A 21,001-nucleotide genomic window follows, 5' to 3' on the forward strand; every position below is an offset into this window, starting at 1 on the left:
CGTTTTCAAAATAAGCTGATAAGTAATGAACAGGCATTGGTTATTGGTTTTGTTATTTTTGCTTTTTACATCTATAACTTTTGCCCAGAATACTTCTAACAAGGGAAAGGATTTTTATGTTACTTATGCAGGACATGTTGATGGAAAGAAAACAAGATTAACCTTATTTTTATCTGCCGACAGGGCTACAAAATACCAGGTTGCTGTGGGTAATAATGTAATCTCGTCGGGTACAGTTCCCGCCAATACCTGTTTGCCCATAATTATTGATCCGAATGTTGCTGCCAGCGATGCTTATATTGGTACAAATGATGTAATAGAAAGTAATAAGGCTATTCATGTAACTACAAGCGATAATCCAATTTCTTTATATAGTGTAATAGCCTATCAGGCCCGTACAGGTGGCACTATGGTGCTTCCAACCAATACTTTAGGTAAAGAATATTATACTTATAGCTATCAAAGCAATAATACTAACGGGAATTATGCAGAATTTACCATCATTGCTGTAGATGATGATACCGAAATAGAGATTACGCCTACTAGCGGCAATGCAACTCATCAGGCCAATCAAACCTTTACAAAAACATTAAATAAAGGAGAAATCTATCAATATCAGGCTACAAACGACTTATCCGGCAGCCATATTAAATCTACTAAGGGTTGTAAATCTATCGCGGTTTATTCAGGTAATACCTGGGCATCATTTTGCGAGCAGGGAAGCAGCAGAAATCCGAGTGGTGGCGATAACCTCTATCAACAGTTATTCCCGGTTACGGCCTGGGGGAAAAACTTCGTAACGGCACCTTTTTACAATACAACACATGGCAATACTGATATTTTTAGGGTAATCGTTTCTGAAGATAATACGGTTTTAACTGTAAATGGCAGCACTACGAATGCTAATGGTACCACTTTGAATAATCCATATCTAAAGGGTTCGATCGTTACTTTTTTCTCCACCTCGGCCAATGTTATATCGGCCAGCAAACCCATTTCGGTAGCGCAGTATCAAACTTCTCAAACGTGTAATTTAAACAATCGGACAACTCCAAATGCAAACGATCCCTATGTTGGCGATCCTGAAATAACGGTACTAAACCCGGTTGAGCAGACCCTGAGTAATATCACTGTTTATTCGAGATTGGATAATGTGATTACGAATATTGGTAAGTTTTTTATTAATGTGATTATTAAAACGGCTGATATCCCTTCATTTCGTTTAGACGGAAGTCCTGTTTCAAATTTTGTTGCAATAAATGGCGAATATAGTTATGCGATTGTGGATGTAAGCTTAAGTCAGCAGGCACAACACCGCTTATCTGCTGCAGGAGGTTTTTCGGCCATTGCTTATGGTTATGGTTCTGTTGAGTCGTATGCTTACCTCGCCGGTGCAAACATTCAGAATTTCACTTTTCAGCCATTAAATGAAGCTACAGGTAAAAATGTAACCAGTGGTTGTTTAGGCGAAATTATTAAGCTGAAAATTAACCTGCCTTACCAGCCTACTCAATTGGTTTGGGATGTACACAATGGTGATGGTGTAATAACCGAAGCAACACCAACTGCTCAGGGTACATTTACCAATAATGAGGTTGTTTATTATACCTATTTATATCCTAAAGATATTAAATATGATCAGCCGGGAGATTACCAGTTTAAAGTAATATCTACCAAGCCCACTGCGGATGAATGTGGTAATGTTGAAGAATTAACTGCCGATTTTACGGTTGATAATCAACCTTCTGCTATTGCGGTAGTGCCTGAAACAGGTTGTCAGGCCAGCGGGATCCAGTTTACCGATCAAAGTAAATCCAATTCCGATTCAAGGAGTATTACACAATGGTTGTGGGATTTTGGTGATGGCGAAACTTCAACAGAACAAAACCCGGTTCATATTTTTAAAAAAACCGGATCGTTTAAAGTAATTTTAACGGCTACTACCGATTCTAAATGTTCGGATGTATCAGAAGAATACCCTATCCTGATTAACCCTCAGCCTATATCCGATTTTGAGGTAAGCGGATTATGTACCGGAAAACCGATTAAATTAATTGAAAAATCAACTATAGAAAATCCTGGAACGATTGTAAAGTGGACCTGGAATTTTGGCGATGGTTCTGTTGATGATACCAATCAGATTCCTGTTCATCAATATGGCGCCCCTGGTTCTTATACCATTACTTTAACCACTGTTAGTGATAAAGGCTGTGTGAGCGAGGTGAAATCTAAAACGGTAAGCGTAATCAATCCTCAGCAAGCTGATTTTATTCTTCCGGATTTTTGCCTTGATGACGGAGTAGCCAAATTTAAAAACACTTCTAAAAATGCGGATGGCAGCGTTACTGATTTAACCGCTCAGTGGACTTTTACCTTTAATAATAATACTGTAGCAACCTCAACTGATTTTGATGGTTCATTTTCACCTGCTGTTACGGGTGATTATGCCGTGGCCTTAATTGTTAAAAATGGCGATGGCTGTGAAATGTCAAAAACACTTACATTTACCGTTAATGGGGCTGTAAAAGAAGCTAAGTTTAATGTAATTAAAAATAATGTTTGTGTAAGCGATAAGATTATCATAAAAAATGCTTCAACAACTTTTGCAGGTAAGATTACAAAAATTGAAATTTACAGGGATACAGAGAATGAAACCTCTATTTATAAAACCATTCCTTATCCTGATGACAGCGATATAGAGATCGGATATAATACTTTCGGAGGGGCTACAGATCGAAGCTTTAATGTCAGGCTCGTGGCTTATTCAGGTGAAAGTTGCTTTAAAGATTATGCGGAAAGGGTAACTGTAAAACCAGAGCCGCAATTAACATTTGATGATATGCCAGCTGTTTGCGAAGCTGATGGAACGGTACTTATTACGCAGGCGAAGCAGAAAGCTGAAGAAGAAGTAGACGGTGGTGATGGTGAATATGCCGGAGATGGCATGAAGGCCGACGGTACCTTTAACCCTAAAATTGCAGGGGTTGGGGAACACACTATCACCTATACTTTTAAAGGCGCTAATGGCTGTTCTTCATCTATTAGCAAAAATATCCAAGTGTATGCATCTCCTGTGGCTGATGCAGGTTCATTAATTTACATCCTGGCCGGAGGAGAAATCGAAATTCCGGCAACTGCTGAAGGAACCAATTTAAAATATGAATGGTCGCCGGCAACCGGATTAAATAAAACCAATGTGCTAAATCCAATCGCCTCACCCGAACAAGATACAGAATATACCTTAACGGCAACCACGCAGCCCAATGGTTGTGCGGCTACTTCTAAAGTTTTAGTGAAAGTATTGCAGATGTTAAATCCACCAAATACCTTTACACCAAATGGCGACAACGTAAACGATACCTGGATTATCAAATATTTAGAATCATATCCTAAGGCTACTGTGGATATTTTCAACAGAAATGGACTTAAAGTATTTTCAAGCAAAGGATATAAAATTCCGTTCGACGGAACGTACCAGAACGAACCACTACCGGTTGGGGTGTACTATTACATCATTAATCCACAAAACGGACGTAAAACCATCACAGGACCTCTCACTATAATCAGATAAATTGAAAAAGATCATTACCATATTTGCACTTTTTATAACATTTAACGGCTTTGCGCAGCAAAAACCGCAATACACACAATATATTTTTAACCAGTATCTTTTAAATCCAGCACTTTCGGGTATTGAAAACTACCTCGATTTTAAAGCCGGTTACCGCAAACAATGGTCGGGGATTACCGATGCTCCTCAAACTTCTTTTGTATCTGCAAACTGGGCGTTAGGCGATAATCAGTTGTGGAGCAATGCATTAACCTCTTTTCCAGAGCAAACAGGCGATCCGATGGATAGGAACTATATGCAAAATTACATGTCATCACCATCGCACCACGGAATGGGGGTAACGGCAGTATTGGATAAAACGGGACCTATAAAGCGATTGGATGCCAATGTAACTTATGCCTACCATTTACAGTTAAGCAATAATTTTAATTTATCGGCTGGAGTAGCGGCAGGAATTTCGAGTATCTCGTTAGATGTAAATGCACTTACTTTTGATACTCCGATTGATCCGATTATGAACAGGGCACTGATTAACCAGCTAAAACCTGATTTAAGTATTGGTTTATGGTTATATGGCGCAAGGATGTTTGCAGGTTTATCGGTACAGCAGATTCTGCCACAAAAATTAAGTTTTACGGGCGATAATAATTATAATTTAGGTAAAGAAGTACCACATTATTTTGCCACTGCAGGCTATAAGTTTTTCGTAGATGATGAAATTTCGGCCATACCATCAGTAATGGTAAAATATGTATCTCCTGCTCCCGTTTCCTTTGATTTAAACATGAAACTGGCTTTTAAAGATAAAATATGGCTGGGCGGAAGCTACCGTAAAGATGATTCTTTTGCAGCAATGGCTGGTTTTAATATCGGTAAAATGGTAAACCTGACTTATTCATATGATTTTACAACCTCACAGTTAAATCAGGTAAGCAATGGCAGTCATGAAATTGTGTTGGGTATATTGCTTAATAACGTTTATAAAGTGCCATCATATATTAAAATGTGGTAATTTCAGTTAGCAATTTTCAGCTGGCAGTTCTATCTTTTGGTTAACCGTTTTCAGTTAGCAATTTTGTATTGTATTTAACTGTAAACTTCTAACTGTGAACTGATCTACAGTTCTTTTCTTAATCTTGCCACAGGAATATTCATCTGCTCGCGGTATTTGGCCACCGTTCTTCTGGCAATGTTATAACCTCTTTCTTTCAGGATTTCAGTTAACTTTTCATCAGCTAAAGGTTTGCGTTTATCTTCGTTGCCAATGCAATCTTCCAAGATTTTTTTAACTTCTTTATTCGAAACTTCTTCACCGTTTTCGGTTTGAATAGCTTCTGAGAAGAAGGATTTTAATAAGAAAGTACCAAATTCTGTTTGTACATATTTAGAGTTTGCCACCCTCGATACAGTAGAAATATCCATATCGATTTTATCAGCAATATCTTTTAAAATCATTGGGCGCATTTTACGCTCGTCAGCTGTTAAAAAATATTCGTACTGGTAATGCATAATGGCATTCATCGTTTTTAACAACGTTTGCTGCCTTTGTTTAATTGCATCAATAAACCAGCGGGCCGAATCCAGTTTCTGTTTTACAAACTGAACGGCTTCTTTCAGCTTTTTATCTTTTGACGAAGCCTTATCATAATGCTCGAACATTTCCTGATAAGACCTGCTTACTTTAAGTTCAGGGGCATTTTTCGAGTTTAAGGTTAAAATCAGTATGCCATCGTTATTGCTGATGTGAAAATCAGGTATAATCTGCATCTGTTTAGTAGTCACCTGGTTGGCATCGCCTGGTTTCGGGTTCAAACGCAGAATTTCGTTAACTACTTCTTTCAGTTCTTCGCTATCTAAACCTAAACTTTTTTCTAATTTATCGTAATGTTTACGCGTAAATTCGTCCAGGTAGTTTTCCACCACATTCATGGCTTTAATAATGATGGGATTACCCGGATCTTTCCTTTTTAACTGGATCAGCAAACATTCTTTTAAATCCCTTGCACCAATGCCCGGAGGATCAAAGCTTTGAATCAGTTTTAACATTTCCAGCACATCTTCTTCCTCCACCATTACATTCTGAGAGAAAGCAAGATCATCGATCATAGAACCTAACGGACGACGCAAATAGCCATCATCATCCAAACTGCCAATAATCTGTTTACCGATAATGAAATCCTGATCGGATAGGGGAATAAGGTCTAATTGTTCCTGTAAACTTTCGAAAAATGTACTTTCAATGGCGATTGGGGTTTCTTTTTTCTCCTCATCGTCATCTCCATTATTGTAATTGGTGCTATAATCGTTGGTAGAATCGTCCTGCAGATAATCATCTACATTAAACTCATCCATACTGGTGTCGTCTGATGACTGTTCGTAATCGTCAGGACCATCATTCAAATCATCGTATTCGCTTTTAGGCTCGTCCTGGGTCATTAAACTCGGATCTTCCAGCGCCGGATTTTCTTCAAGTTCTTCTTTTACCCGTGTATCTAAAGCAACAGTTGGCACCTGTAACAGCTTGATAAACTGTATTTGTTGTGGTGATAACTTTTGTAATAATTTTTGTTGTAGGTGTTGCTTTAGCATATTAAATATAAAAGAATGGGGCAAAAATAAACAATAGATTTCAGATATTCTCTGCAATTGATCTAAATGCTATCGATATGTCCGGTTTTTTAAAATTATCAGCTAAACATTTGGATTGAATTTAATGTTTGCTATTTTAGTGAATAAATAAACTAAAATTAAAAAATATGGGATTTGTAAAGGAATTTAAAGATTTTGCAGTTAAAGGAAATGTGCTCGATTTAGCTGTCGGTGTAATTATTGGAGCAGCTTTCGGGAAGATTGTAAGCTCACTGGTTGAAGATATTATTACTCCAGCGGTTTTAGGACCAGCATTAAAGGCTGCAGGGTTAGAAGACCTTAGTAAACTTACCATTGCAGGCACGGCCATTAAATATGGTAATTTCCTTTCGCAGGTAATTTCATTTATCATAGTTGCATTGGTTCTTTTCTTAATTATTAAAGGTGCAAATAACCTGAAAAAGAAAGAAGTTGCAGCCCCGGCAGCAGCACCTGTACCTACTAAAGAAGAACTGCTTTTAACCGAAATCAGAGATTTATTAAAAGCAAAAGCATAATCAAAAAGCTCCGCAGAATGATCCCAACTGCGGAGCTTTTGTTTAGTAACTTCTTTTTACCGCTGGATCGGTAATGATGATATAATCGCCCAGGTTTTTAAATTTCTCCCAATCGGGTTTTGAAAAACTTTCGTCAGAAAATGATGAAATATTCAGGATTTTTAATTTTGGGTTAGCTTGCGCCAGTTTGGCCAAAGTGCCCAGTTTCTCGTCGCTATGGAAACGTCCGTTCAGCTGTAAAACCTTTGTCCCTTTATTTGCTTTGATAAATTTACTTATCGACCAGGCCATGGTGGCATCCCATAAATTCTGAGTCTGGTAAATTTTCATCGATCCCATGTTGTGCCCACCTAAAGTTTCTGTAAATTTTTCGTAATACCTGCCTTTAGCCGTATCAACAGGTAGCGGTGGCAAAAAGTTGAATGATGCTTTTGGGAAGTTTTCCAGCGCTTTTAACCCGCCCATGGTAACCGCATTGCTATATCTGGTAGCCGCATTGGCCGCAATCACTTTTAATTGGTGCTGTTTGGCATATTCTATTAAAGGTTTATAATCTTTGTAATTTCCCCAGGCTCTTCCTTCTTTAATAAAGTTCTTTTCCGAAATCAGTCCGGCTAAATATTCATCTACTTCCGGCTGCACATCGGTATGGAACATTTCTAAGGATAAAGCTATTTTCTGAGAATATGCTGCGCCTAGTTTTTTAAAAATTTCGGCCTCCACGTAATGCCCGATGGAATCATTATGGTCTTCGCCAAAAAATAGTACATCATTGGCCATCATATCCGAAACGATATCATCAATTGTAATAGTTTTTTGTTTTTTTACATCAAATATTTTATAATGGCTGCTAATTTCCTGCGCACATACTGCCGTAGAAATGCATAAGCCCAACATTAATAGAAAAAATTTCATGCGCTCAAAATAAGAAAATAATTTTCACCGATAAAATAACGCCATTTACCGTCTTTTACCTGATTCCTGCACCGGGTATATATAATGCATAAACACTTATCAATACTTTTGGATTATTAAATATTACACACATGGATAACCTCAATCATAACGATAATAACAACACTAAAAACTCCGGGAGGGCTTTAAGTGGTTTCATCATAGCAATCATCGGGATCGCACTTTTGTTAAATAACCTGCATTTAGATATCCCCGGGTGGATATTAAGCTGGTCTAATTTTTTAATCTTACTTGGTGTATTTATCGGCGTTCGTCGTAACTTTAAAGGTATAGCCTGGTTAATCCTGATTTTGATCGGTGTTTATAATACTTTGGATAACATGAATCTGGATTTTGATCCTTCCAAATATGCTTTAGGTTTTGGTTTGGTGATTATAGGTGGGTTTTTGATTTTCAGGCCAAAAGATTCTGACTTATTTGGCAAGAGGCGTAAAGACCGGAAAAAAGCTAAATTTGATTTCGAAGGGACAGCTGATGATCATACGGCAAATACTAACGATATTATTGATGTAACAGCGATTTTTGGCGGAAGTACACAAACCGTTTATTCTAAAAACTTTAAGGGGGGTGATATTATGGCAATTTTTGGTGGTGCAGATATCGTGATGACGCAGGCCGATTTTCCAGAAACAGTATCGCTTGACGTTACTGCTGTTTTTGGAGGAATTAAACTGATTGTTCCGCAGAACTGGGCCATAAAATCGAACGTTACCGCATTATTTGGCAGTGTAGAAGATAAAAGATCTCATTTAATGCCCGTATCGGAAATGACGAAAACACTGATTTTAGACGGTACAGCATTATTTGGTGGGATCGAGATAAAGAGTTTCTAAACATATAATAAAAACATCGCCTATGAAATGGTTTGCAGTAAATTGTATCTATCAGGTAATTTGTGGTGAAGGAAAGCATACGCCTCAGTTTAATGAGCAAACGCGTTTAATACAGGCCGAAGGCATTGCCCAGGCCTTAGATAAGGCAAAATTGAATGCCGTACATTTTAATCCGCCTTTTAATAATTGTACTGGCGATAAAGTAGTATGGAAATTTATAGGAGTGGGAGGAATATTGGCAGTAGAAGAACCTGCCGATGGTGTTGAAGTAAGTTCGAAGATTGTTGAGCCGAAGTCGGTTGATAAATACCTCGAAAAACTCCGCCACCGCAATAAATCATTAACTAATCAAAACCGTTTTGACAACTAGACCTTTATCCGTTCCGCAGATACAAAAAACATCGCTTGCACTGGCAATAGTTTGGACCGTATTGTGTGGTGTTGGATTGCATTATGTGGTGAATTTTTCATGGTGGATAGCTGTGACAGATAGTCTGATCAATAACTTTTTACTGGCATTGGCCTGTATCGGGATCAGCAATATGCTGGGTTATTACCAGCCTAAAAACGAACGGATCCTTTATGTACTTATTATTACCCTTGCCCTTACATTTGTAATTATTTATGTGGCTAAATATTCAATGCTCTATATTTTTGCCGATTATAAAGAGTACAAAGATTTTTATAATTTTTCTTTTGCTTTCCGCGGATTAATTTCTTTTATGTGCCTGGCCTGGTGCGCACTGGCCAATATTTTATGGTATAGGCTTGAAGAACAGTCGGAAACGCACGAAAGGCTTTCTGCAGCCAAAAGCCTGGCCAAAGAAGCCGAACTGAATAAATTAAGGCACCAGTTACAACCTCACTTTCTTTTTAATAGCTTAAATTCGGTATTTGCCCTTACCATGGTTAATCCAAAGGAAGCAGGAGTGATGATTACCAAACTGGCTTCTTTCCTCCGCGGAACTTTAAAGCGCGATGATGAATTATGGGTTTCAGTTGAAGAAGAAATGGAATACATCCAGCTGTACCTCGATATTGAAAAGGTAAGGTTTAGCCACAGGTTAAATATTGAAGTAAACGTTGCCGAAGATACTTTAAACCTTTGTTTGCCAGGAACTTTATTACAGCCGATTGTAGAAAATGCCATAAAATTCGGACTTTACAATACTTCTGCAGGCATTACCATCAAAATTGATGTTACTGTAGAATACAATATTTTACAGTTGCGCGTACAAAACCCCTTCGATCCGGAGATGAAAGCTGCCGGCGGAACCGGCTTTGGTTTAAGCGCCATTAAACGCAGGTTATATCTGTTATTTGCAAATACCCATTTATTACAAACCGATATTGAAGCAAATAATTTATATATTACCACCCTAAAAATTCCCCAAAAAAATGATCAGAACAATACTAATTGACGATGAGCCTTTAGCAAGAGATATTGTAAAATATTACCTTTCAGATCATGCAGAAATAGAGATTGTGGCAGAGTGTGGTGATGGATTTGAAGGCTTAAAAGCAATTACCCTACATAAACCCGATTTGATTTTTCTGGATATCCAGATGCCTAAAATCAGTGGTTTCGAAATGCTCGAACTCGTAGAAGATAAACCTGCCGTTATTTTTACCACCGCTTTTGATGAATTTGCCATTAAAGCATTCGAGGTAAATGCCGTCGATTACCTGCTTAAACCGATTGATAAATCACGTTTCGATGCCGCCATTAAAAAGCTGCCAAACAAATTAAACCAGACAGAAAATACCGAAGCCGTTTTGGATGCAGCGGCCCTAAGCCCGGCGCAGAACAATAGGGTAGTGGTTAAGAAAGACGGTGTAATTAAAATTATCCCTGTGGCCGATATCAATTACCTGGAAGCAGATGATGATTATGTGAAATTAAGTACGGTTGACGGTTCGTTCTACAAAAATAAAACCATGGCCTATTTTGAGCAAACGCTTGATGCAGGTCAGTTTATCCGCATACACCGCTCTTATATCATTAACCTTGCACAGGTAACTAAAATAGAATTGAAAGAAAAAGATAGTTACGTGGTGCTGTTAAAATCAGATATCTGGTTGCCGGTAAGCAAAACAGGTTATGTAAAACTGAAAGCAGCGCTGGGATTATAAACTGATTTTTATTTGGAAAGCAATCAGCTGCTCAGGTTATTGTCAGCCCTGCTTTCCGTTACTCCCGATGAAGAATCGGGATCACTACAATCAGGTTTATTTTGCGGCGGCCTCTGCTTTTATTATTGGCCTGTTCCCTGCTAACGCCTGATGCTAATAACAGGGGGATATCTTCACGATTTCCTTATTTCGTTCCATAGGAACGAATCATAGGTAGAAAAATATGCAGTGTGCATTTTTTCGTTCCGTAGGAACGTTTAATGAAATAAATAAAGCGAGCAATCATTTAAAATAGCAGCATGAGCCCCGGTTTTTCAAAAGATTTTTTACATTTGCATTAAATAGAAAAAATAATAATTAATCACTCTTGCATTTGTAGAGAAATCACTTTATATTTGCACCTCTTAATTTTACAATAGATAATATACAGTCATGAAAAGAACATACCAACCTTCGCAAAGAAAGAGAAGAAACAAACACGGCTTCCGCGAAAGAATGGCAACAGCTAACGGCAGACGAGTATTAGCATCACGTCGTGCTAAAGGAAGAAAAAGATTAACAGTTTCTGACGAACGCAAGCATAAAGCATAATTTTTGATTGCTTTTCCGCTAACCCGGAATTGGCAGATCAAAATCTGCAGTTATCAATCAAAAATATATGTACACATTCAGGAAAGAAGAACGGTTATGCAGCAGGAAACATTTAGACCTGTTGTTTAAAAACGGTTCTTCTTTTTTATTATACCCATTCCGGGTTTCTTACCTTTTTGTCGACCAACCAGCTGACGTACAGGCACAGGTGGTAATCAATGTACCTAAAAAGCGTTACAAACGGGCAGTCGACCGCAATCTGCTTAAACGCCGCATCCGCGAAGCTTACCGCTTAAATAAACAGGATAAATTATATCTTCCATTGCCATCCAACAAGGGATTGCTTTTGTTTTCCATCCAGTTTGTGGGTAAGGATAAATATGAATTTGCCTTTATTGAGAAAAAACTGATCGCTACCTTTAAGCGTTTCCAAAATTTAATTCAGCCCAATGAAGTTGATCAATAAAATTTTCGGCTGGTTTTTTTTAGGCTTGATTAAAATTTATCAATACGCCATTTCGCCTATGCTCGGCGCAAATTGCCGCTTTACTCCAACTTGTTCCCAATATGGTATAGATGCCATTAAAAAGCACGGACCATTTAAAGGAGGCTGGCTGGCGCTAAAACGTATTGGCAGGTGTCATCCCTGGGGTGCGCACGGGCACGATCCGGTTCCATAGTGGTTTATTGGTCATTAGTTTATTCACTCTCGATCGTCATTTCGACTGTAGCATAGCGAAATGGAGAAATCTACTTAAAAGGTCCTTCATTGCATTCAGGATGACAAACAAGAAAGAGACTTGGTTTGAGACTTCACATTATTGGTCATTAGCTAATTCACTCTCGATCGTCATTTCGACTGAAGCATAGCGAAATGGAGAAATCTACTTAAAATATCCTTCATTGCATTCAGGATGACAAACCAGAAAGAGACTTGACTTGAGACTTCACATTATTGGTCATTAGTTTATTCACTCTCGATTGTCATTTCGACTGTAGCATAGCGAAATGGAGAAATCTACTTAAAAGGTTCTTCATTGCATTCAGGATGACAGACAAAAAAGGGATTTGGCTTGAGACTTCACATTATTGGTCATTAGTTTATTCACTCTCGATCGTCATTTCGACTGAGGCATAGCGAAATGGAGAAATCTACTTAAAGGTCCTTCATTGCATTCAGGATGACAAACCAGAAAGAGACTTGACTTGAGACTTCACATTATTGGTCATTAGTTCTTTCACTCTCGATCGTCATTTCGACTGAAGCATAGCGAAATGGAGAAATCTACTTAAAAGATCCTTCATTGCATTCAGGATGACAGACAAGAAAGAGATTTGACTTGAGACTTCAGACTGACTACGAACTCATCTAAACCATCTTCCATAATCCCTCCTACATTTTCCATTTTTACTTATCTTTGCCTCATGGCTAAAATACTTCAAATAGAAACCGCTACGGCAATTTGTTCTGTGGCGTTATCTGTTAACGGCGAAACTATTTCATTTAAAGAAGAGCAGGGACAAAATCTGCATGCAGCTAATCTAACACTGTTTATTGATGAAGTGGTTAAAACTGCCGGGGTAAGTTACCAGGAATTAGATGCCATCGCAGTAAGTAAAGGCCCGGGATCTTATACTGGTCTGAGGATCGGTGTTTCTACCGCAAAAGGACTCTGTTATGCCTTAGATAAACCCTTAATCGCCATCGAAACATTGGAAATGATGGCTGCTGGCTTCCTGTCTGAAAATCCTGATTACTCAGGTTTAATTTGTCCGATGATTGATGCCCGCCGAATGGAAGTTTATACGACGGTTTTTGATGTTCAGTTGAGTATATTATTACCAACCGAAGCTAAAATTATTGACGAAACCAGTTTTGCAGATTTACTTAACCAACAAACCATTACCTTTTTGGGAGATGGAGCAGCCAAATGCGCTGATGTTTTAACGCATCCAAATGCCAGGTTTGATGCTGCCAATTTTAATGCTGCACCATACATGTCTAAATTAGCTAATCAGGCTTTTAGTAAAGGCAATTTTGAAGATGTAGCTTACTTCGAACCTTTTTACCTGAAAGATTTTGTAGTTACCCAATCTAAAAAACAACAGTCGCAAGGCTAACTATTTTCTTTTAAAGATCGAAAACAGGCTTTTAAAGAAACTTCCACCTTCACTGTTATCGTTGATGCCCGGTATAACATCGGCAAATTGTGGATGGTTAACCACGTTTCCAAATTTAATGCCTACACCCATATAAAAAGAAGCACCGTTAGGTCCGCTGCCTACAGTAGCATCATGTTTAATGGTTCCAATCGTTTGGAAGCTGGTGGCAACCAGATTATCGGTGCCTAAAAACAGTTCGAAATTAGGTGTCTGGTATTTGGCCTGCAACCCTACCATAAAAACACCATTCAGGTTATATAAAGGGGTTACACTTCCCGAAAAATCATTGGCAATAAAAGTATTCACGAAGGCAATGTCCCCACCTTTATAAAACAGGTTTTTCGAAACAGCTAACGCCGGTTTGTAAAAACCATACCGTTTAGACATATAAACATCCAGTTTAGCATTGGTAGGGGCCAAAAACTTTTTAGGTTGCTCTGCAAGCAAGAAAATGTCTTTTATTTCCTGGTTGGTATTCGATTGATTATGTTCCAGGTTCTCAATCAATTTCGATTGATTGATTGTCGTACGTTGTGTATTGCTGCGCCACCATATAAAACCTAAATCTTTAACATTGGCCATCATGAAGAGGCCTTTCCTGGTGGTATAATTTGTTCCAAAACCCAATGACAAACCAGGATTCTTAAAATTAGGAAAGAAATTTTTCTTATTAATCTCATTAAAATCAGAGAAGTTGGCTGAATATGTTCCATCCAAACCAATTAACAGGGCAGAAGCTTCAGGATCGATATAAAGATAAGAATTGGAGATATCGAGCTTGTTATATAAAATACCGCTTAATAAACTGGCTTTCAAACCAAAGGCAAGTCTTTTGTTCCAGTTTTCACGGTAAGTAAAGCTGAACTGGTGGTAACTTTGTTCGTATCCTTTAGTATCGAATATTCCTGTATATTGCTGCCCTTTGTTAAAACGTTCAAAAGAGTCGAAAATGGCTAAAGTTTCGTTGGTGTAATCTACATTTGCATCCGATCTGATCTGCCATGAAAACCCCATTTCCTTTTGGTATTTATATGATTTAAAAAGACGGAAAGTGGCTACATAAATATTGCTGTTTTCAAAGAAATGGTTAATTTCTCCTGTTCCGATAGGTAAACCAGTGGTATTATACTGGCCCTCTTGCGTTAATCTTCGAACAATATATTTTGAACTGCCCTTGTTAATGGCATTAACCCCAAAATATGGCAGGAAAAAATTCGAAGAAAATTTTCGCGACGAATCCAGTGTAAAAGATTTTTGAGAAGGGTTTTCGAAAGCGTCGAACATCGTTTTCGTCCCGAAAAGTGCATATTGCTGTGCATTTGCAACCCCGAAGCTGGTCAAAGCCAGTAACGCAAGTAAAAGTTTCTTCATGTAGGTAGTTTTGTCTGGAATAATTTCTTATTAACGGTTACTTAACGAATCTGGTATTTCTGGTTTTAAATATTTGTTTAAAAGCAAGTTAGTGATGAACTTGTTCCGGTCTGCACTCATCTGGTAATAAAAAGTATCGAAACTTTTTAAACCACTATCGGCCCTTAAATGTTTGTAAAAACCCAATTGAATATTGTTTCTGAAAATATCAGATGAATTTTTAGTATTGATGTAATAACTCACGTTAGAAGTAGTCGAAATCTGGTTAACCGCATCTAAATACTGCGGTGTTTGGATCAAAAGCCTGTTGTTTTTGTAGTCGTTTAAAAACGATTGTACCGTACTCGCATTATTGGCCACCACTAAATTGTTATCTACAATGGTATAATAAGGCCGGCCAAATTTTTTAAAAGGTTCTCCAAAATAACTGTATAATATATCTGCCGATTTAAAAAGCTTAATGTCCTCATTATAATCAGCACTCACATCAAGCAACAGTTGTTTCACTTTTTCGCCGTTGGATAATGAAATTGCCCCGAGTTTCTCCGTCGTGCTCAATTGAAAAAGTATAAATTGATTTTTCGTATAAACCGGGAATACGCTATTCAGATCAATCCTGTATTCATCCTTTATTCTTTTGATAGCGGCCTTTGTCTTGTCTGTAATTTTTGTCTGTTCCTGCCAAATATTTAGCTTTTTTAACCATCTGCTGTAATCATCATAGGCATAGAGCGCATAATTTGCGGTATTATCGGGCAAGATATTCTGTATCGATGTATTCTGAGGTTCCATACTTTCGAACAGCTTAAGGTAGTTTTGCTGGTCTTTTAATTCCGTATTTCCACTAAAGAGGATTTTTTCTTTACTGAAATTGTAATTGAGTACCGCAAAACTATTCTGTTTATTTAGAAAGGCAATTTCTCCGTTTATATTACCGGCTATGATGTTCTTTAATAGCAAAGGTGCCTGGTTAAAATTGATATACACATTTGCCAGCACATTTTTAATCTGCCTGTTGTTTTCTTTAATGTATTCTGTAAATGGATTTTCAGTCAAACGTACGTTGGCATCATTAATCAGCTTTAAAGAGGTAGAAACTGTTAATACCTGACCGTGAACACCCAGATAAACCGATACACTATCATTTAATTTAACGGTATAGAGCTCTTTAGAATTTTCGGTGATCGACTTTTTGGTTTTTAAAGCCCCGTAAAATTTTTTAATATCGTTATCCGGCTGGATTTGTAAGGTAATCAGGAAATTTAAAGTTTTATTCGAGTCGGGGAGTACGCTGATATACACCTGCTGATCTTTCAGGTACTTATTAAGTCCGTTATCGTCAATAATACCTGTTTTTAGCTGCCTTAACAGATTCATTTTATCTTTTCCTAAAACCTGCTGGATCAGTTGCTGACCTTCTATGATATCGTAAAAGCCCTTATCATTCTGGAAAGAAAACACCAAAGCCGCGTTATTGGTTGCCGATTGCAGCGCCAGGTCTTTCGCATCATTATCGGTACCCAATTTCGAAAAATAGAGATAAGCCATAAAGGCCACGCCCAAAAATAATGCACTTGTTAGAATTACGATTTTTTTCATCTGCTGTGCAACAAATTTAATTTATTACATTGATTAGTGAGAAGTTCTTTGTCAATTTATTAATTTAGCGATTGCTACTAGCAAATCATTATGAATAAACGAATAATCCTTACTGCTTCTTTTTTTGGTGCTGTTGCTGTTTTACTGGGCGCTTTTGGTGCCCATGGCTTAAAAGCTTTAATTGATGCACCATCATTGGAAATCTGGCAAAAAGGTGTTGATTATCAGTTCTATCATACCTTTGCATTATTGTACCTTTCTACATTTGCCCGTTACAGAAACAAGCTGATCAATATTGCTTATTTCTGCTTTACATTCGGCATTATTCTTTTTTCAGGTTCGCTGTATTTGTTGGCTACGCGAAGCATATCGCATTTGGGTTTTACGGAGTTTATTGGCCCCTTAACTCCAATAGGCGGACTTTTATTAGTGTTAGGGTGGATAATGCTCTTTTTTGCAGCATTTAAAGATAAATAATGAACAGTTTTGAAAACGATATTTTTGCAGAAAGAGAAACACTTTTTGTTGAAGTTATTTTGCCGTTATCTTTGGCGAAAAACTACACTTATCGTGTGCCTTTTGACCTGAACGATCAAATTGCCATCGGGAAACGTGTGGTGGTGCAGTTTGGTAAACACCGCATTTATACGGCATTAATCAGTGGCATTACTACCGTACCTCCAACGGTTTACGAAGCGAAATATATCATCGATGTAGTAGATGCCGAGCCTGTAATTACGCCCATGCAGCTCAAATTCTGGAGCTGGATGACCAACTATTACATGTGTAATGAAGGTGATGTAATGGCGGCGGCACTCCCTGCAAGTTTGAAACTGGCCAGCGAAACCATCCTGATCCTCCGTGAAGATTATAATGAAGAGACAGAACTTAGTGATAAGGAAGAAATCATTATTAATGCATTAAAACAGCAGGAAAAACTTACCGTTAATGATGTTTCTAAGCTGTTAGGGCAGAAAACGGTATATCCCATCATTAACCACTTATTAGATAAAGAACTGATTTTAGTGGCCGAAGAGGTGGTGCAGAAGTATAAACCTTTGCTTAAATCGTTCGTGATGTTGAACGATTTTTATACTGAGGAAGAGAATTTAAAGCAGTTATTTAATGTACTGGAAAGAGCTCCGAAACAATTGGATGCGCTGCTTGGGTATTTAAAATTACAAAAATCGAATCTGCCGATTTCAAAAGAGCAACTTTTGGAAGAAAGCAACTGTGGTCCGGCTGCGTTAAAAGCCTTAACCGATAAAGATATTTTTGTGGTGATGAAAAGGCCGGTAAGTCGCCTGGCTACCCACGACGAAGAATTTAGTGTAAATTTCGAGCTCAATGAAGGTCAGCAAAAGGCTTTAGGACAGATTAATCAGTATTTTGAAGAAAAGGAAGTTGTTTTGCTGCATGGGGTTACCGCATCGGGCAAAACACAGGTGTATATTAAACTCATCGAAGAAATTATTCAGAATACAGATGGACAAGTATTATTCCTCTTGCCCGAAATTGCCCTAACCACACAGATTGTAGAACGGATTAAACGTTATTTTGGGAATGCCATTGGCGTGTACCATTCTAAATTCAACAACAGCGAAAGGGTAGAAATCTGGAATAAAGTAAGAACAGGTGCTTATAAAGTGATTTTAGGTGCACGTTCAGCCGTTTTTCTTCCATTTCAGCATTTAAAATTAATAGTGGTTGATGAAGAGCACGAACCCTCTTATAAACAATATGATCCGGCGCCGCGCTACCAGGCCCGCGATGCAGCAATCTATTTAGGTTACCTGCACCAGGCCAAAGTGATTTTAGGTTCAGCTACGCCCTCTTTGGAAAGTTATTACAATGCCTTGCAGGGTAAATACGGACTGGTGGAGATGAAGGAACGTTTTGGTGGCGTTCAGTTACCTAATCAGCAAGTTGTTAGCATTTCTGAAGAAACGAAGAAAAAAACGATGAGTTCTTATTTTTCGAGTGTACTCATTAAAGATATTGATCTGGCACTTTCTAAAAAGGAACAGATTGTTTTATTTCAGAACAGGAGGGGCTATGCTACTATTTTGATTTGCGCTACCTGTGGTTATACGCCGAAATGTGTAAACTGCGATGTAAGTTTAACCTATCATAAAAGCAGCGGCAAGCTGCATTGCCATTATTGCGGCTATCAGCAAAGCAGTGTAAATATTTGTCCGGCATGCGGCTCGGTGCACGTAGAACAAAAAGGATTCGGTACCGAACGTATTGAAGAAGAACTCCGTTTACTTTACCCCGAGGTTACCATTGCCCGTTTGGATATGGATAGCACACGAACTAAAAATGGCCTGCAACAGATTTTAAACGACTTCCAGGAAAAGAAAACCGATATTTTAATTGGTACACAAATGGTGGCCAAAGGTTTGGATTTCGATAACCTGAACCTGATTGGGGTAATTAATGCCGATACTTTATTGGGTTACCCTGATTTTCGTGCTTACGAGCGTAGTTTCCAGTTACTGGCGCAGGTTGCCGGCAGGGCAGGGCGCAGGGCCGACCAGGGGAATGTTTGCATCCAGACTTACGATGCCGAAAACCGGATTATTAAACAGGTGGTGAACAATGATTACGAAGGCATGTACAACGACGAAATTGTGGAGCGGGAGAAATTTCTGTATCCGCCATTTTCAAGAATGATTTTTCTGTACATCAAACATAAAGATTCGCACGTTTTAGATCATGCAGCGCTTACATTAGCCCATATCCTTAAGGCAAAGTTTGGTAAAAGGGTTTTAGGCCCCGAACAGCCATTGGTAAGCCGCGTAAGGAACCTCTATATCAAGCAGATCATCATTAAGGCCGACAAACATACAGCAATCCAAAAAGTTAAAGATGCCTTAAGGGAAACCTTGACAGAATTTAATGCAACAAAAGAATTTAAAGGGATTTTCACTCAAATAGATGTAGATCCGTACTAAAATGAATAATTCAATGAATGAATGATAGAATGGAGTAACTACCCTAAGTCAAAACTCAAGCATTCAAAATTCATTCATTCAAAATTCAATCATTCAATAACTCAATCATTCAATATTCTCTCATTCAATCCTTAGCCGTTGTGGATAATGTATCATTCTCTAATTCAGCTAATCAATATTCAATCATTGAAAAATTCTGTTATTCTCTCATTTAGTGTTTGTATCACCGTTTAAGAAACGCTAATTTTGAAGCTCATGGCATATAAATTTGTTGATAATTACCGGGAACGTGGGGCAAGAAAAAAACTGGTAGAACTGTTAAGGTCTCGTGGGATTGAAGATGAAAATGTATTGACAGCAATTGGCAAAGTTCCGCGGCATTTCTTTTTTGACGAAACTTTCTGGAACCAGGCCTATAAGGATATTGCTTTCCCGATAGGCGATGGACAGACCATATCCCAGCCATATACCGTTGCTTACCAAAGCGAGCTGCTACACATCAAAAAAGGCGATAAAGTACTCGAAATCGGAACCGGTTCGGGTTATCAAACCTGCATTTTAATGGAACTGGGCGCCAGTGTTTTTACTATAGAAAGGCAGGAGAACATTTACAACAGAACCATTCAGGTTTTACCGGGAATGGGTTACCGACCTACTTTTTATTGTGGTGATGGTTCAAAAGGAATTGCCAAGCATGCACCATACGATAAAATCATCGTTACTGCAGGCGCACCTTTAGTACCCGAAATTTTATTAAAACAGCTAAAAATTGGTGGCATCCTGGTTATTCCCGTGGGAGATGAGAAAACGCAGAAAATGGTAACTGTTATCCGTGTAAGCGAAACTGATTACGAAAAAATTGTACTGGATACCTTTAGGTTTGTGCCTTTAGTAGGCGACCAGGCGTGGTGAGGTTAGTTGGGAGTTTGGAGATCGGAGTTTTGAGTAAGATCCCAATTTACAGTTAAATTCCTCCCAACTCTAAACCCCAAACTCCAAACTAAATTATCTTTTCATCGCTCTATCCAACTCACGTTTCGTATCTCTATCTTTAATGCTGTCGCGTTTGTCGAATTCTTTTTTACCCTGAGCAAGGGCAATTTCCATTTTGGCGAAACCCCTTTCGTTAATAAAAATGCGTAGGGGAACTATGGTATAACCTTTTTCTTCGCCTTTAAGCTTTAGTTTCCTGATTTCTTTTTTCTGTAATAACAGGGCGCGGTCGCGCTTAATATCATGGTGATAAAAAGAACTGTGACTATATTCTGAAACATGAAGGTTGCGCACATAAAGATTTCCGCCAATAAAAGTGCAGAAAGCATCTGTCATATTCGCTTTACCTTGTCTGATGGCTTTTATTTCAGTTCCTAAAAGGGCTATACCGGCTACGTATTTATCTAAAAGATTGTAGTCGAAATAAGCTCTTTTATTTTTTATGTTGATGTCGTTTTTCAAAATTTATTAAAGTATATGGTATTGTAATATCCGGCAATTAATGAAAATATAAGTGCCGGGTTGCAAATATCCTAAAAATTGATGTGATAATTTAGTTTTAATCACATTAAGTTAGGGCAAGTTCATGGCCGCGTTTAATTAATCGGCGATGTTTTTCACCATTATAATCATTTGGAAATGTACGGACATCGCTTTTGGCAGTTTTAG

19 protein-coding genes are annotated in these 21,001 nt (G+C 38.2%); 14 read left to right on the forward strand and 5 right to left on the reverse strand.

The genetic code is table 11. From position 1 onward, the window contains the following. The first annotated feature begins 25 nt into the window (after window positions 1-25). Window positions 26-3,571 (forward strand): PKD domain-containing protein, encoded by a 3,546-nt coding sequence (locus ACTJKC_RS01240; RefSeq protein WP_440789552.1) that lies wholly within the window; start codon window positions 26-28, stop codon window positions 3,569-3,571. Between the two features lies 1 nt (window position 3,572). Next, window positions 3,573-4,583 (forward strand): PorP/SprF family type IX secretion system membrane protein, encoded by a 1,011-nt coding sequence (locus ACTJKC_RS01245; protein ID WP_440789554.1) that lies wholly within the window; start codon window positions 3,573-3,575, stop codon window positions 4,581-4,583. A 104-nt stretch (window positions 4,584-4,687) separates the two neighbouring features. On the opposite strand, the gene rpoN is transcribed toward ACTJKC_RS01245, so the two are convergent. Beyond that, window positions 4,688-6,160, reverse strand: a complete 1,473-nt coding sequence (gene rpoN, locus ACTJKC_RS01250; RefSeq protein ID WP_344850936.1) for an RNA polymerase factor sigma-54 — start codon at window positions 6,158-6,160, stop codon at window positions 4,688-4,690. 167 nt (window positions 6,161-6,327) lie between these two features. Here rpoN and mscL point away from each other — a divergent pair, with 167 nt between their 5' ends. Then, complete coding sequence (gene mscL / locus ACTJKC_RS01255; protein ID WP_440789557.1) at window positions 6,328-6,717, forward strand: large-conductance mechanosensitive channel protein MscL; 390 nt, start codon at window positions 6,328-6,330, stop codon at window positions 6,715-6,717. A gap of 42 nt (window positions 6,718-6,759) precedes the next feature. Here mscL and ACTJKC_RS01260 read toward each other — a convergent pair whose 3' ends face one another. Then, complete coding sequence (locus ACTJKC_RS01260) at window positions 6,760-7,632, reverse strand: ChaN family lipoprotein (RefSeq protein WP_440789559.1); 873 nt, start codon at window positions 7,630-7,632, stop codon at window positions 6,760-6,762. 131 nt (window positions 7,633-7,763) lie between these two features. On the opposite strand from ACTJKC_RS01260, the gene ACTJKC_RS01265 reads away from it, so the two are divergent. The 8 genes from ACTJKC_RS01265 to tsaB all read left to right on the forward strand — a co-directional run bounded on the left by ACTJKC_RS01265 (window position 7,764) and on the right by tsaB (window position 13,370). Then, on the forward strand, window positions 7,764-8,525 hold the full coding sequence (locus tag ACTJKC_RS01265; protein WP_440789560.1) for a LiaF transmembrane domain-containing protein: 762 nt from the start codon (window positions 7,764-7,766) through the stop codon (window positions 8,523-8,525). A gap of 22 nt (window positions 8,526-8,547) precedes the next feature. Beyond that, window positions 8,548-8,895, forward strand: a complete 348-nt coding sequence (locus tag ACTJKC_RS01270; RefSeq protein ID WP_440789562.1) for a DUF4288 domain-containing protein — start codon at window positions 8,548-8,550, stop codon at window positions 8,893-8,895. Further along, window positions 8,885-9,946 (forward strand): sensor histidine kinase, encoded by a 1,062-nt coding sequence (locus tag ACTJKC_RS01275; RefSeq protein WP_440789564.1) that lies wholly within the window; start codon window positions 8,885-8,887, stop codon window positions 9,944-9,946. Before ACTJKC_RS01270 ends, ACTJKC_RS01275 begins: the two co-directional genes overlap by 11 nt. Then, window positions 9,924-10,658, forward strand: a complete 735-nt coding sequence (locus tag ACTJKC_RS01280; protein ID WP_187590856.1) for a LytR/AlgR family response regulator transcription factor — start codon at window positions 9,924-9,926, stop codon at window positions 10,656-10,658. Before ACTJKC_RS01275 ends, ACTJKC_RS01280 begins: the two co-directional genes overlap by 23 nt. A gap of 432 nt (window positions 10,659-11,090) precedes the next feature. Next, the gene (gene rpmH, locus ACTJKC_RS01285) at window positions 11,091-11,249 is read left to right on the forward strand and encodes a 50S ribosomal protein L34 (protein ID WP_010601723.1); all 159 of its coding nucleotides are present in this window, start codon (window positions 11,091-11,093) and stop codon (window positions 11,247-11,249) included. Between the two features lie 67 nt (window positions 11,250-11,316). Further along, window positions 11,317-11,715 (forward strand): ribonuclease P protein component, encoded by a 399-nt coding sequence (locus ACTJKC_RS01290; protein WP_440789567.1) that lies wholly within the window; start codon window positions 11,317-11,319, stop codon window positions 11,713-11,715. After that, window positions 11,699-11,929, forward strand: a complete 231-nt coding sequence (gene yidD, locus ACTJKC_RS01295; protein WP_440789569.1) for a membrane protein insertion efficiency factor YidD — start codon at window positions 11,699-11,701, stop codon at window positions 11,927-11,929. Before ACTJKC_RS01290 ends, yidD begins: the two co-directional genes overlap by 17 nt. Before the next feature lie 745 nt (window positions 11,930-12,674). Next, window positions 12,675-13,370, forward strand: a complete 696-nt coding sequence (gene tsaB, locus ACTJKC_RS01300; protein WP_440789570.1) for a tRNA (adenosine(37)-N6)-threonylcarbamoyltransferase complex dimerization subunit type 1 TsaB — start codon at window positions 12,675-12,677, stop codon at window positions 13,368-13,370. Here the strand turns inward: tsaB and ACTJKC_RS01305 are convergent, their stop codons facing one another. Further along, window positions 13,371-14,783 carry a DUF5723 family protein gene (locus ACTJKC_RS01305; RefSeq protein ID WP_344851342.1) on the reverse strand — a complete coding sequence of 471 codons (1,413 nt, stop codon included), beginning with the start codon at window positions 14,781-14,783 and terminating at the stop codon, window positions 13,371-13,373. A 30-nt stretch (window positions 14,784-14,813) separates the two neighbouring features. Beyond that, window positions 14,814-16,382, reverse strand: coding sequence for a hypothetical protein (locus ACTJKC_RS01310; protein ID WP_440789572.1), 1,569 nt, complete (start codon window positions 16,380-16,382; stop codon window positions 14,814-14,816). Between the two features lie 90 nt (window positions 16,383-16,472). Here ACTJKC_RS01310 and ACTJKC_RS01315 point away from each other — a divergent pair, with 90 nt between their 5' ends. From ACTJKC_RS01315 to ACTJKC_RS01325, 3 genes are all read left to right on the forward strand, one after another. Continuing rightward, window positions 16,473-16,859 carry a DUF423 domain-containing protein gene (locus ACTJKC_RS01315; RefSeq protein WP_187590850.1) on the forward strand — a complete coding sequence of 129 codons (387 nt, stop codon included), beginning with the start codon at window positions 16,473-16,475 and terminating at the stop codon, window positions 16,857-16,859. After that, the gene (gene priA / locus ACTJKC_RS01320) at window positions 16,859-19,339 is read left to right on the forward strand and encodes a replication restart helicase PriA (protein WP_440789574.1); all 2,481 of its coding nucleotides are present in this window, start codon (window positions 16,859-16,861) and stop codon (window positions 19,337-19,339) included. Before ACTJKC_RS01315 ends, priA begins: the two co-directional genes overlap by 1 nt. Window positions 19,340-19,594: 255 nt before the next feature. Next, window positions 19,595-20,251, forward strand: a complete 657-nt coding sequence (locus ACTJKC_RS01325; protein ID WP_344851339.1) for a protein-L-isoaspartate(D-aspartate) O-methyltransferase — start codon at window positions 19,595-19,597, stop codon at window positions 20,249-20,251. 93 nt (window positions 20,252-20,344) lie between these two features. Here the strand turns inward: ACTJKC_RS01325 and smpB are convergent, their stop codons facing one another. Further along, window positions 20,345-20,794, reverse strand: a complete 450-nt coding sequence (gene smpB, locus ACTJKC_RS01330) for an SsrA-binding protein (protein WP_025142641.1) — start codon at window positions 20,792-20,794, stop codon at window positions 20,345-20,347. Window positions 20,795-21,001: the final 207 nt, after the last annotated feature.

It is taken from the genome of Pedobacter sp. 22226 (genome assembly GCF_052045455.1).
Classification (GTDB): Bacteria; Bacteroidota; Bacteroidia; order Sphingobacteriales; family Sphingobacteriaceae; genus Pedobacter; species Pedobacter jeongneungensis.